10 protein-coding genes are annotated in these 13,321 nt (G+C 41.6%); 1 reads left to right on the top strand and 9 read right to left on the bottom strand.

The genetic code is table 11. The features are described from left to right. Window positions 1-619 precede the first annotated feature (619 nt). The 7 genes from cas2 to JJU34_RS01010 form a co-directional block, all read right to left on the bottom strand. Window positions 620-967, bottom strand: a complete 348-nt coding sequence (cas2, locus tag JJU34_RS01040) for a CRISPR-associated endonuclease Cas2 (protein WP_009035782.1) — start codon at window positions 965-967, stop codon at window positions 620-622. Then, window positions 960-1,856 carry a type II CRISPR-associated endonuclease Cas1 gene (gene cas1, locus JJU34_RS01035; RefSeq protein ID WP_228690454.1) on the bottom strand — a complete coding sequence of 299 codons (897 nt, stop codon included), beginning with the start codon at window positions 1,854-1,856 and terminating at the stop codon, window positions 960-962. The genes cas2 and cas1 overlap by 8 nt, the downstream gene beginning before the upstream one ends. A gap of 80 nt (window positions 1,857-1,936) precedes the next feature. Beyond that, window positions 1,937-2,482 carry a transposase gene (locus JJU34_RS01030; RefSeq protein WP_228690453.1) on the bottom strand — a complete coding sequence of 182 codons (546 nt, stop codon included), beginning with the start codon at window positions 2,480-2,482 and terminating at the stop codon, window positions 1,937-1,939. A gap of 48 nt (window positions 2,483-2,530) precedes the next feature. Then, the gene (gene cas9 / locus JJU34_RS01025) at window positions 2,531-6,589 is read right to left on the bottom strand and encodes a type II CRISPR RNA-guided endonuclease Cas9 (protein WP_228690452.1); all 4,059 of its coding nucleotides are present in this window, start codon (window positions 6,587-6,589) and stop codon (window positions 2,531-2,533) included. A gap of 575 nt (window positions 6,590-7,164) precedes the next feature. Beyond that, the gene (locus JJU34_RS01020; protein WP_228690451.1) at window positions 7,165-8,574 is read right to left on the bottom strand and encodes a hypothetical protein; all 1,410 of its coding nucleotides are present in this window, start codon (window positions 8,572-8,574) and stop codon (window positions 7,165-7,167) included. Window positions 8,575-8,723: 149 nt separating this feature from the next. Beyond that, window positions 8,724-8,873 (bottom strand): DUF2256 domain-containing protein, encoded by a 150-nt coding sequence (locus JJU34_RS01015; RefSeq protein ID WP_228690450.1) that lies wholly within the window; start codon window positions 8,871-8,873, stop codon window positions 8,724-8,726. 83 nt (window positions 8,874-8,956) lie between these two features. After that, window positions 8,957-9,793: a ZIP family metal transporter gene (locus tag JJU34_RS01010; RefSeq protein WP_228690449.1), complete on the bottom strand. Its 837-nt coding sequence runs from the start codon at window positions 9,791-9,793 to the stop codon at window positions 8,957-8,959. Between the two features lie 53 nt (window positions 9,794-9,846). Between JJU34_RS01010 and JJU34_RS01005 the strand changes: the two genes are divergently transcribed. Beyond that, complete coding sequence (locus JJU34_RS01005) at window positions 9,847-10,236, top strand: hypothetical protein (RefSeq protein WP_228690448.1); 390 nt, start codon at window positions 9,847-9,849, stop codon at window positions 10,234-10,236. Window positions 10,237-10,548: 312 nt separating this feature from the next. Here the strand turns inward: JJU34_RS01005 and JJU34_RS01000 are convergent, their stop codons facing one another. Further along, complete coding sequence (locus tag JJU34_RS01000; protein ID WP_228690447.1) at window positions 10,549-11,850, bottom strand: efflux RND transporter periplasmic adaptor subunit; 1,302 nt, start codon at window positions 11,848-11,850, stop codon at window positions 10,549-10,551. Between the two features lie 8 nt (window positions 11,851-11,858). Next, window positions 11,859-13,205, bottom strand: a complete 1,347-nt coding sequence (locus JJU34_RS00995) for a TolC family protein (protein WP_228690446.1) — start codon at window positions 13,203-13,205, stop codon at window positions 11,859-11,861. Window positions 13,206-13,321: the final 116 nt, after the last annotated feature.

Here is a 13,321-nt window from a genome sequence, read left to right as displayed (position 1 = left end):
CGTTGTGAATTGCTTTCAAAATTGTACCTTAAGGGGTAAATCACAGCCATGGCCTGTCCGACTCTCATCCTCCTCCTGTTGTGAATTGCTTTCAAAATTGTACCTTAAGGGGTAAATCACAGCAAAAAGCCGGAAACCAATTTATATCCAGATGTTGTGAATTGCTTTCAAAATTGTACCTTAAGGGGTAAATCACAGCGGTCTACCGAGAATAGGCAGACCATTTTCCGTTGTGAATTGCTTTCAAAATTGTACCTTAAGGGGTAAATCACAGCCGACTGGAAGGCCGGCATTCTGAATTTCCTGTTGTGAATTGCTTTCAAAATTGTACCTTAAGGGGTAAATCACAGCTCAAAAGCGAATTTCTACTCTGCAACAAGGTTGTGAATTGCTTTCAAAATTGTACCTTAAGGTGTAAATCACAGCAAGCAAATATGAAAATCGTGGGTAACTGTGTTGTGAATTGCTTTCAAAATTGTACCTTAAGGGGTAAATCACAGCATACCGGCACTTAACTAGCTGGTATGCTGTTTTTTATACGCTAAATTAGAATCAAAAAATCTGGCCTCATTTTCCTGAAACCGGATAGACCTGACAGGTTTTTAAAACCTGTCAGGTCTCAAAATAACTCCAACTGCTGCGAAGGCGGCTCCGTCTCTTGCTTGCTGGTTCCAAAAAATACCTCCATCATCCCAAACTGCTTATCGGTTATTGACATGATCCCTACTTTTCCCTTTGGAGGAAGATTTTTCTTAGTCCTTTTTATATGCACATCGGCATTCTCCCTGCTGGCACAAAACCGCATATAGATGGAAAATTGAAACATTGCAAAACCATCATCCAGCAGTTTTTTCCGGAAAGAAGTAGCTATTTTTCTATCCTTGCGGGTTTCGGTGGGCAGATCAAAAAAGACTAAGACCCACAAACTCCTATATTGATTAAGTCTTGAAAAATATTTTTCATCCATATTCCGGGTAAATGATTTTTCGACTGATTCCGGCAAAACACTCAAACAAGGAGGATGTCGTCCTTGAAGCAGCGACCATCAAGGGGCTTTTTTGTCCATCAATTCTGACATCCAATGCTGGAATGCTCAGCAATTCTTTTTTGAGCTCAGTGGTCAATTCAGCATAGTCATCCTGCGTCTCTACGATATGGGACACCACCAAATCCACATAAGGCCTGTACGGTTCCATGATATCATCTGCCAAGCAGTAAGCATTGTATTTGTTACGGTGCCAAATCCCAACTCCAGGAAGCATTCCTGAAGAAACCAATGCCCTTGCAATTACTGCTCTTAAAATGGCATAACCATAATTCAATAAGTTGTTAGGCGGAATGCCCATCTGTCCCCTATTGAAATCAGGTACATCAAACAGCTCTTGCCAATAAATCGCTGCGGCCTGTGCTTCATGATTTCCTGAATCTCCTGAATTGACATTTTTGTAGAGGTATTCCATACGCTTAGATGCCTTCCCTTTTTCTTGCAACAATGCATATTGGTTTTTGATCTTAGCAGTGACCGTTTGTTGCCAAAGATTCTTTTTCAATGGCTGAGAGGCTTCTAATTGATACCGAACCCGCTCTGTTTGTTCTGAATGACCTTGCATAGGTAACAGCAGACCTTCAGGCAGGTGTTGGGCATTGCAAGAGACAACTGCTACTTTTCTATCAGTGAGTTTGGCCAAAAGCCCATTTGTAATGGTAATCTGCTGATTTTCCAACACGATCATTCCCAAGTCTTCTATAGGAACTGTCCTGTCCGCCTTATCAGCCTCTGGAAAACTGATATGCAGCTGCTCGTTTTTGGTGCTGAGGTAGGCGGGGTTACCGAAGAAGAGGGTTCTTTTGATCAAAATTTTGAATTTTAAGACTTAGTAATTTTCAAGACCTCTAGACCTGACAGGTTTTAGAAACCTGTCAGGTCTAACTTTTCCTACTCCAAATTTTTATTTAACAACCATTCCTTTTTCATTTCCATCATATTTTGCACATGTTCCCATCCGTCAAAGAAATTGTTAAAATAGTCTCTGTTTAAATTTGAAGGCTTGCTTTTATTTTGGTAGGCATGCCAACTTGACCACTTCCAATCAGTATGGTTTTTGCCAAAGCCATGCTTCACTGGATTTAAGTGGATATATAAGAAGGTTTCCTGCCATTGGCATTCGTCGAGTATAGGGGTTCTTTTGAAAGCACGGATAAACAAATTTCCTTTTCTTTCAAATCTCTTATTGATTGCCTTAGAGTAGGAATTGAAAAAATCAGTAAATCCCTTTATAGCTGGATTTTTAGATGGATGCTTGATTAGACCTGTCAGGTTTTGAAAACCTGACAGGTCTGAACCCGGCTTTACCCCCACCAAGAAGTGGAAATGATTTGGCATCAGGCAATAGGCATAAGTATCCACAACATCACCCAAATACTTCGCATACTGCTTCAGAAAGAACCTGTAATTCTGTTCTTCCCGGAAGATATTCTCCATTCCGTTAGCGTGATTGTAGATATGGTAGGATTGGCCTGGTTCCATTTTCTAGTACTCTCCAATATGAATGATTTTCCCAAGATGATCAATTCTAACTTTAATTATACCCCTTAAATGTTCAGGCGTTTGATAAAAATGATATGTAATCTTAGATAGCTCTTTCTTGGACTTTAAAAGTTCATTATCTACTGCTTTAGTTTCCAGATGATTGTTAAACACATAATTTTTTCTGGAAATTTTCTGCACCCTAAATAAATTTGGACTAATCAAATGATAACTCTTTTCATCCAACAAGTCTATTTCCTCAGGATCAAAATCCTCAGAAGGGAAAACGAAATACTCATTCTGTTTCAGCGTAAATAAGAATTTCCAACCTAAAGGATGGTTTTTATTGATGATTGGTAATCCTTGATTTTGCCTAACAACAGCTTCAAAAAAGGAAACAACCTCCTCTTGAAGATTTCCCTTTTCATCCTCATAAATAGCAACGTGATGATTATTGCCCGTACTGACAAAATCAACTGGTATTTCATTTCCTTTTTGATCTAAAATTGGTTCACCAAAATGATTCTTTTTAATATGAAGTGACTCCACATTATTTACCCCTGAAATTTTGACCCTTTTTATTGATATACCTTTCTCTTTGTTGAGCCAAATCGGGTTTTCGTCAAGATTTGAAAATGCAAGCTTGGCATTACCTCCAAACTCCTCCAGTCGGTTTTCTAAAATTCTTTTTACTCCAACATCTATAACTTTATCCACCTTCAAATCCGGATCAATATTTTTTCTGATGGTGTAATTTTCCTCGAGTCCAACAGTCTTTACTTTCTCAGGTAGCTTTATATTTCTTTCCAAGTCTAAGTAAATAGGCATTTTACTCAAGGAATTCTTCCCCGTAAATGCCTTTTTTGGATCATTTCCATTTTCAGCCAGCCTTTTCAATAGAGCTTCTCTTTCTTCCTTCTTGGCAACAGTATTAATTTTCTCTGCATCAAAAGAGGCTCCGACTTTCTCAAACTTAGTACTATAGTGAAATGACTTCCCGTAAACCGTCTCCTTATGAAGCTGACCTCTTGGAGTTAGGGCAATCTGTTCATTGAAACCTGCTCTCTTCTTCGTTTTATTTCTGTTAATTGTAACAACTATATTTTTTGCTTTATAAGAAATCAAAATCTTAGAAAGGTGCTTTTTAGCCTCAACTCTAATATTTTCGATTGGAGGAATAAAACAAAGTTTTCCATTTTCTCTTTTAAGATATTTTTGTTCTATTGCGAAAATCTCTGTGCCTTTTTTACCATTTAATCCTTTAGCATTTAGATTATTGAGATATTGAATATAAGCTGGTTTTGTCAATGCAACTGCAAGAGCATCCATGGCATGATGGCGGTGATCATTCCTTTTACTCCAATCTTTGATTTTATTTAACCTTTCGCCATGTTTCCCTTCAATTGTATAGGTCAACCCTAACTTATCATATTTTTCCCAATTCAGCTCCTTCATAATCTCTACCAGACCCCAATCCTCCCGTAGCTTATCGGTAATAATTCCAGTTGTAACAGTTACTCTCCTTGTTACCTCAAAAAGTATTTCCTTCGCCTTTTTACTGATATAGCGGGTTTCTTGAAGCTGTCGAGCAATAAAATCCTCAGGTATTTTATCATTGGCCATTAAGAGTTTTTGAATTTTCGCCTTACTCAACTTTCCATAAAGTGATTTTACTCGAGACTGATACTGTTCAAACTCATCAGCAGATAGCTTATTTTGAAGAAAACTAAATGCCGTAACATTCGCTTTGTCAATATTCAGCTGTCTTTCACAAATAGTCTTGTTAGAAAAAGAATCATCAAATAATCTTGCTTTAGGAATAATATGCTCGATGTCGTATTCCTTTGAGAAAAGTTTACTAGCCTCAATTGGCTTACCAGTGTAAAGAGATATCCCATCTGTTTCAAGCCAAAGTTTGTAGCGTAGCAAATCGTTTTTAGTTACTCTTTTAAGCCCAAATTCCTTCTTGAGTATTTCTCTATATTTTTCATGATCTCGAGTTGCTGAAGCAATGTTTGAAGTCATGTTTTTTCTTTGCTCAGCATTTGCCTTTAGCTCTCGAGCCATTTCAATTCTTATTTCATCAGGCCTACCAAGCTCAGGATCCTTTATAATAGCATTTACAACATTAATCATCTGATTAAGAATCTTCTCTACGACAGGATTCCTTAAAGAATTCTTTGTTAATAATTCCAACTCTGATCTCAACGCTCTCTTTTCATTTTCTTCTTTGGTAAAAGAAGATGAATGATTATACCCGGCATATACACAAGCCTTGTCGTAGATAAGTCCAGATTTAAGATGTGGTAATATTTTTTTAATTGCCCGACTACTTAAGGAAGCATGATCATCTTGTAGGCTAATACTTGCCAAAATTTTTGCATGCTCTGGTTTGAAACCAAACTTTTTAATCAAATTTTGCTTTAACTTCTGGTCATCTTCAGAGCTATACAATAAGTGCCAAAATTGAACGTAGGGCTGTTTTTCATAATCTGCCCCTTCAACATCATTATTCACTTGGAGTAATCCTGGGTCTATACCAATTCTCAAAAAAACTTCAGAAAACTGATCCAAAATATCATCGGAATTCAAATCACCTACATCTAAAGGCTCTCCGTCTTCTAATTCAATGATTTTTGCAAACGCCTCAAAAAATGCATTGTTGGTACGGTTCCCTTCTATTTTTGTAAAATTGAATTCCCATTCACTAGGCTTTAATCCTAAAATTTTCAAAGCATCTTTTGCATTTAGGTCCCTCTTAAATGTCAATTCACTAGCCAAGGCTATTTTAGCATCTAATTCAAGATCAAATTTTTCATTAAGATTATCCTTTTTTATTAAAGTTAAATTATTGAGATTTTGCCAAATCCTGAATTCCTGAAAGATGGGGTGTGATTTAGGTACAACTTTATGATGATCTTCAAACTCACAGTTACTAATCAAATGCTTTTGAGATTTAAGACGACGCTGAAAGAAAATAGTAATGTCCCTAATCTCTCTTTTAAGGTTATCATTTAATTGAGGATAAAACCTTGATTGCACACTCCAAATCTTTTCGAATTCATCCAAATAATCCTGTCTGTAAAAAACCTGTCCTTTCAATCGAGTATGGGGATTTTTTTTGACTTGCTGATAAAGGTATTGGCCAACAGTTAGGTTTTTGAAATATAACTCCTTGCTTCTATCACTAATAGCTCCTAAATAGCCACTGGAATTGGATATTTGAGAATTAATTTGGGAAAGAATTAATGCGATTTCAGAAAGATCTATTTTAGAATTTACTGCTTCAGCTCTCCATTTATATTCTTGCAATCTTCTTTCTTCCCGTTTACCCTTATTTTCGGCTAATTGAACTCCTTTTTTATTGAAATATTGCTTTGTAGGGGTACTAGCTTTTCCCATCCAATCTTCAACAAAAGGTGCATTCAAAACATCGGGATAGAATTCTGATTGGTAATTCACAATTTTACTAAATTCTTCTTGAAGGTCAGATCTGTAAAAATCAGGAACATTCTTTCTTCCATTTTTCAATGCATCGTAAACCCATTGTCCAGGTGTTAGATCATTTTCGTATAACTCCTTAGCTATACCCATGCTGTCAATGGCCGTTCCTTCATCCTCATCGGACTTTGCCTTTCTACTGCTTTTGTAGCCTCTTTTTTTATTTATTTGTAAAAGGACTTTCACGAATTCATCGAGCTCAATTTTTTCTTTCGCTGCTTTATCTCTTAGCTTTAATGTTGAAAAAGTAGAAGATGGACCATCCTCAGCATATTTAAAGTTTGATGGAATCAAATTCTTTTCTTTAAAGATTTCAAGAAGTGCATTTCTCCTTTGCTTGAATCGTTGTAAATTCCTTCTAGCTCCTCTTTTTAGAGTCCTATCAGCATTAATTGAGATAGTATTGCCCTTTGCAAAATCATTTTCTTCATCAGAACTAAGTGGTACTATTCTTACACCCATATCAACAATTTCACTACCAACCACTTCTTTTTCAGGTTCTTTGATAAATGCCCAACCAATTGAAGTCGTACCCAAATCCAATCCCAAAATCTTTTTCATCTTGTATCAAAAGTTTAAAATATTACTTGTATATTCGCTTTACAATTTTGAAGCAATTCACAATAAGGATTATTCCGTTGTGAAAACATCTAAAAGGGCCCTACCGAATTAATTCTGTAGGGTCGTTTTTTTAATGAACATTCCCGATTTTCAGTTTATCGGTTTATTAACCCAAAATCTGCTAGCTAAAGCATAAAAGCAATCCGCTCAATCGCAAATGATCATTAAAAGATTAACCCAACGAATGGCTCTATTTCCTGAGTACACAAAGCTGCAGATCCACAACCCCTCCCCAAGTAGTAAATTTAAAAGCTGGTTTGAACCCATAAGATCGGCATTAAAGGCCGTACAAAAAATACCCTGATCGGGGTATTTTTCGGGATTTCTCAAAAAATTAACATGACTTTCCCCTAAATCCAGGTATAAAGGCACCCGTACAACCCATTCCCGACCACACCAGGCTACCTTTGGGCATGCAGCGAATCTGGAATCTGGACAATACTAACTAGCTTTGACCGGGAGGCTGCGGCCCTATTCAAACCCCTAACCACAAAAACCAGCCAGCCAAATGGCCATTACCCATCCATGAGACCGGCATTTCGCAGTTCGCTGCGAAATGCCCGTAAGCGGCTGTATTTCCTATATAATCTGACGATTAGCGCAGAGGCATCCTCACGAATCTCAGGAATGTCCGAGGCAAAAAGAAGCACCCATGCGACACGCTGGTAAAAATCCCGATCACGCACTTCCCCGAGCAGTTCTTCAATCTTCGCTTCCAATATCAGCAGGGCCTTATGGGGTTGGTAAATCAGGCAAGGTTCCAGGATGTCTTGCAGGTTCCACCGGTTGCAATGAACCTCTGCAAAACGAAGCGCCTCGGGATATCGCCTCTCCAGACAAAGCCCCGACACGTAGGCGGATTTGTTCCAGCGAAAGGTCTCCAGGTAACTCATTCGCTCCTCACTATCCATCAGGTTCATAAGCACGCGGTAGTATACTTCCGAAAACCTCCATCGGTTTAGATAAAGGACGACCTCCCGATACAGCGCCGGATCGGCACCGGGATCCATCCCTTCGAAATATCGCTGTGCAAACTCCTCCTGAAAAAGCCCATTTCTCCAAAGCTCCCCGGCTATGCGTGCAAACTCGGCCTTGTTAGATGTCTCGTAATAGGCAAGTAGGGAACTGGCAACCGACCGGTTCCTTTTGTAATATCGACGTGCCGACTTTTCCCAGGCTTGGTTCCCACCGGCCTTTCGCTGCAGTTCTGTGTAGAGCCAAGAGAGGTGATCTGCTGCATTTCGTGATTCGACCACGTCCAAAACAATGGCAGCCTCCGTACCGGTATGGATGATGGCCTCTAGGAACGGCTCAAAAAAACGTAAAAAGCCGGCATGCTGCCGACGATGCTGCACAAAAAAATCTAAAACAGCGGTGGACACGGTAAAAAGCTGATTGGACGACAGCTGAATGGACTTGAACAAGGGCATGCAAGGCTGCAGGTTGTCAATCAACAAATCGAGCAGGATACTTCTTAAATCGGGCAATAGGTCTTGTTCCTCTGTCAACACTACTTCATAACAGGCTTCGTATAAGCTGATGAGGTAGAGATATGCCAAATCGAAATGCCTCTGGGTACAATAGCCCTCCAGAAGGCTTATGTGAAAGGAAATCACGCCGTTCAAATGGTTCTCTTCCCATGTAGCCTCATAGCCGGACTCTTCGGGCGGACTCCGGTGCCTTTGAACCACGCGGTGCCAAGCCAGTTCGTCAAAATCAGGGGTCTCCAAGTCTTGAATTATCAGGTCAGTACTTGCGAAAATAAAATCATCCGGATCCTCCACGGTCAATTTTAATTGCATAGCCGTGGGTTTGAGGTAAAAGGCGATGAATTCCTCCTTGAGTTCTGGATGCTGTCTAAAGGCTTCTTCTAAAAATGCGAGCCTCAGCATATCGTTGGCCTGAGAATAAAACTGATCAAACATGCGATAAAGGTCGGAAAAAAATCAACCGCAACCATGCAAAAAGACCGTGACTGCCAACCTATCGAAAAAATCGACTAGAAATCTCCCTAAAGCTGCTCTACCCAAAAGGGATACCCCCCATGGCTGGTGCAAGTGCAGTGTCTATTCTATCAATCCTTGCTTTTGCCACGGGCACTACTACAGCGCTTGGAGCAGTATTTTACCTCCTCCCAATTCCTCTCCCATTTCTTCCGCCAGCTAAATGGACGATTACACACAGGGCAGGTTTTGACTGGGAGATCTTGCTTACGTTGTTTCATAAAGTAGCTGATAGGTTACTACAGCGTCATAACCCGTTGGCCTATGAAAGGGTTGGTAATAACAGCAAGAAACTTTCTGCCCCTTAGGGATGCTGCACAAAGCCAAAGGGCACTGCGTGCAGGTGCACCTCTTTGGGGGCCTGATGATGCACATGGGGTTGCATTCTGTTGATACCAAATACCACCGCTAAACCCAGACACAGTACCGCTACATAAGAAAGCCTCACTCGGGTCAGCGGGCTCGTTCGAAACAATTCGGGCATCAGCCTACCCAGTGCGACATATAGAAAACCACCAGCCGTAAAGGCCAACAAAAAAGCAGGCGATATTAGAAGCCAACGCTGTACGCCAAAGGAAACCAATACACCCAGCACTGCGGTTAGAGACACCAGCAGATTCAAACGTACAGTCTTTTTGGGCGTAAACCCACTATACACCATGGTCCCAGACTCACCCAATTCCTGAGGGAGTTCATGGAGCAGGATAGCCAATGTGGTCGCCACACCCAATTCAAAATGAATCAAATAACTGGTACCAATTACCAGCCCATCGATAAAATTGTGAAAGCCATCACCGATCAATGTGAGGTAACCCAACGACCTGCCTGCCTCGGGCTTCTCCCGATGATGCCGGTGAAGCATCCGGTCGAGTAGCCAAAATACGCCAAGTCCTGCAATAAACCCAAAAAGAATGCCATACGGTTCTCTAGACTCGTGACTGGCTTCTGGCAGCAGGTGAAAAAACACATTGCCAAGCAGTATTCCTGCCGTCAGCGCCAATACCCAAGGCACATAGCGGGTCACAAACTCCCTGCTTACAAACTGATACACCAAGCCCACCAACGCAACCAACCCCACCGCCAACGCGCTGATCAACGCGGCAACTAGTTCAAATCCTCCAATCATCTTGCAAAGATACATGCAACATTATTGCATTAAAAGAAAATTTCGGTTATTTTGCAATCAAAAAGCCTATGAAATCAATTGCCTTCCTTTTTCCGTTTCTTTGTTTGTGTCTGAGCTGCGGCAATCCTGCCCACGAAAAAATGCTTCAGGAAGCCTTTTCTTTTCACGAGAAATCCCTGACGATCCGGGAAAACCTGGAAAAAATCCTTCAGCAAGGGGTGACCCTGACCGACGAGCAACAGTCCGAACTCAGAGACTTCCTGGAGGACTGGGATCAAAGTTTCGTAGAAGTTCCGGGGTTTGAACATACCCATGACCACGATCACGACCATGAAGGGCACGACCACAGCCACCACCATGCCCACAAAGCCCCGGAACTAACCCCCGAGCAGCACTTGCAATTGCAAAAGCACCTGTACGAACAACTTGTAGAGGTATACAGCAGAGTGCAGAAATAGTGTATAAACACCTAATAATTTTCCGAGTTTGAAACCGAAAAATTAATTCGTCAAAATTTTTTACCATGATACGGGTTTTTTCAGAATAAAATATTTGATATATTTAATTACTAAAAATTCCTTAAAAAAATACGGCTACATGGTAAAATTTTATTAAATTAGTGAGATTTTAGAAATGAAGGTATTGCCGAATCATGCATTTCCTGAAACAAAAATAGCTGAAGTCAGTTAAAGATAAACCCCAAAAAAAAGGAACCCTTTCGGGTTCCTTTAATTTTTAGCGGGATCTTCTTATGTTTCTTGCTTCCTATATCACTTTTTGCTCTCTTTAAGCACTGCTTTTACCGGTTTCTCATCCTCCAACTGTTTACTAACCACGAAATAGGGCCCGATTATAATCTCTTGCCCTTCCCGCAATCCATCCAAGATTTCGATATTGTCAAAATCCGAAATACCCGTTTTCACTTGTACCAATTTTGCCAAGTTACCTTCCTTCAAAAAGACCAGTTCCTTCATTTTCGGGGCCCCACTGCCCGAGTCCTCTAGTTGATCTTCACGGGTAGTTACAGCAGCCAGCGGTACGGCCAATACGTTTTCTTTACGGTTAGTTATGATCTCCACCGAGGCGGTCATACCGGGCCGGAAGGGATAGGGATTTTTCTCTGTGATCAAGTCCTTGTAGGACTCATTTAAAATGCGTATCCTCACTTCAAATTCCGTAACCGCATCGGCGCTGACCTTCTCGTTTGCCGAGTTAGCGATAGCAGTCACTTTGCCAGCAAATCGTTTTCCGCTAAACGCATACGAGTCTACATCAATAATCACGTCATCGTCCATGGAGATACGAACGATATCGTTTTCGTTGACATTCACCCGGACTTCCATGCGTGACAGGTCTGCGATTCGCAGCATTTCCGTACCGGCCATTTGAGCGGTACCTACTACCCGCTCCCCCTTTTCGACCAACAATTTGGAAACCACCCCATTGGTCGGGGAGTACACATTGGTGAGCCTCAAGTTTTCTGCTGCTTCATCCACAGTAGCCTGCGCACTTTTTACTACAAATTCAGCCGCCAATACCGTTTGCTCTGCAGCATCGAGGTCATTTTTTGAAGAAAGGTAATTGGAATTGATCTGCTCAAAGTCCGAATCAGAGATCACCTTATCTTCGTACAGCTTCAGGTTTCGGTCATATTCCAATTGCGATCGGGTAAATACCGCTTCTGCGCGCTTTAATGCCGCCCGGGATTGTGCCAAATTGGCCATTTGTTGATTCAGTGTCGCTCGGGCCCTGTCTAGGGCAGATATGAAATTATCTGGCCGGATCTTTACCAGCAGGTCGTTGACCTTGACAGAGTCACCCTCCATGACATTTAGCTCGATGATTTCTCCCGCTACATCAGGGCTCATTTTAACCTCAGTTTCCGGCTGCACCACCCCGGAAGAACTCACCTTCTCGGTGATATCCTTATAGCCCACCCTGGCTAACTCTACCTCGATTTCCTTGGCGCTTCCTATCCACCCTTGCGATTTTCCGATCAGAATACCTACAATAAGCACGGAGATCACCCCCAATAGGATGTATAACACCTTGTTTGATTTCTTTTTTGCCATGAGATGGATTAATTTAACGAAAGTGGTCTTCCTAGATAGAAGTCCAGCACTTTAACTCTAAAAACGTATTCGTACTTGGAAGTGATCAGGTCGGCTTGGGCATTGAAAAGGTTATTCTGGGCCACCTGGTACTCCACGGCATTAATTCCCCCTACTTCAAAGCGCTGGGTAGCCATCCGAAACGATTCCACCAATGCTTCCACCCGCTTAGTAGAACTTTCGAAGGACTGCCTAGCCGCATAGGCAGAAGTATAAGCTGTCTCTATATCCTGGCGCAATTGGTTCTTTACCTCTACTTCTTGAATTTCACTCAAGCGCTTTTGTATGCGAGCTCGTTGTAAGCCAGCCCGATTGCGGAACTGGGAGAATATGGGAATATTCAGGGCCATATTCATGGATTGGGACAAGTTGTTTTCAAACTGTCGAAGCAGCGGATCTGCCGTACCAAAGGTGCTCTGATCCACGTAATTCGAAAACACGTTTGCATTTAGGCCAAGAGTTGGCAAAAAAGCTCCCTTAGCCAAACGCACACCAATTTCCGCACTGTTTACTCCCAACTCCGAAGCTTTTATTTGGGGAAGAATAGCCAAGGCTGTACCGTAGATTTCCGCTACGCTTACTCCCACCATTTCCAGGGTTTCGAGGTCAACATCCGGAACATCAATATCAAACTCATCCGTAAAAGGCAGCAAAAGCTGCTGGGAAAGATTCAACCTAGCAATACGATGGTTGTTAGCCGCATTTATCAGCTCGAGTTCCGTGGTGGCTTTCTGTGCTTCCAAATCCAGTAGGTCTGCCCTGGGCAGAGATCCTGCAGCCACCAGCCTCCTGGTACGTTCCAACTGCTCGGATACGGTACGCAGCTGAGATTGGGCAATATTAACCTGCTCTTTAGCAAACGCCACATTTACAAATAAATTTATGACATTCAACTGTATATCATTCTCGGTGGCTGCAACATTTAACCGACCAATCTCTACATCTGTCTTCGCTTGCTCGATCCGGTTGCTGATTTGTCGCCCCGCATAAATGGGCACACTACCGCTGGCAGAAATATTAACATTGCCGATACGACGGGTTTCAAACAAGTTAGTTACCGGATTGATGGATCTTCCCCAACGAAACCCCGATGAAAGGGAAGAAGAAAAGGAAGGAATCATCTGCCCTTGGGCCTCAAGCATCGCTGCTTCGTTATTGGATAGATTCAATCGACTTCGCTGTAGCGTCAGGTTATTCTCTAGGGCAATCTCCACACACTGCTGAAGACTTAGGCGTCCCCACTGATCCGAAGACTGGGCGGTAAGGTCACCCATCCAAAGCATGAGTAAAAAAGTCAGTAAAAAGTTTCTCTGCATACGTCTTGAGCTTAATGTAATATGTAAATTATCAACGGGCTAACCGTTAATCACAACTTCCATGCTAACACAATGTATTCTTGCGTAACTTTACAAAATAAACAATAAAGGGGCTT

It is taken from the genome of Lunatimonas sp., assembly GCF_020832325.1.
Taxonomy (GTDB): Bacteria; Bacteroidota; Bacteroidia; order Cytophagales; family Cyclobacteriaceae; genus Lunatimonas.
This window is presented reverse-complemented; position numbering and strand designations above follow the sequence as displayed.

Excerpts from the sequence above, each read along its gene's own strand:
- cas2 (WP_009035782.1), bottom strand. The coding sequence starts at position 967 with ATGGATGAAAAATATTTTTCAAGACTTAATCAATATAGGAGTTTGTGG.
- JJU34_RS01030 (WP_228690453.1), bottom strand. The coding sequence starts at position 2,482 with ATGGAGAATATCTTCCGGGAAGAACAGAATTACAGGTTCTTTCTGAAG.
- cas9 (WP_228690452.1), bottom strand. The coding sequence starts at position 6,589 with ATGAAAAAGATTTTGGGATTGGATTTGGGTACGACTTCAATTGGTTGG.
- JJU34_RS01020 (WP_228690451.1), bottom strand. The coding sequence starts at position 8,574 with ATGTTTGATCAGTTTTATTCTCAGGCCAACGATATGCTGAGGCTCGCA.
- JJU34_RS01015 (WP_228690450.1), bottom strand. The coding sequence starts at position 8,873 with ATGAAACAACGTAAGCAAGATCTCCCAGTCAAAACCTGCCCTGTGTGT.
- JJU34_RS01010 (WP_228690449.1), bottom strand. The coding sequence starts at position 9,793 with ATGTATCTTTGCAAGATGATTGGAGGATTTGAACTAGTTGCCGCGTTG.
- JJU34_RS01005 (WP_228690448.1), top strand. The coding sequence starts at position 9,847 with ATGAAATCAATTGCCTTCCTTTTTCCGTTTCTTTGTTTGTGTCTGAGC.
- JJU34_RS01000 (WP_228690447.1), bottom strand. The coding sequence starts at position 11,850 with ATGGCAAAAAAGAAATCAAACAAGGTGTTATACATCCTATTGGGGGTG.
- JJU34_RS00995 (WP_228690446.1), bottom strand. The coding sequence starts at position 13,205 with ATGCAGAGAAACTTTTTACTGACTTTTTTACTCATGCTTTGGATGGGT.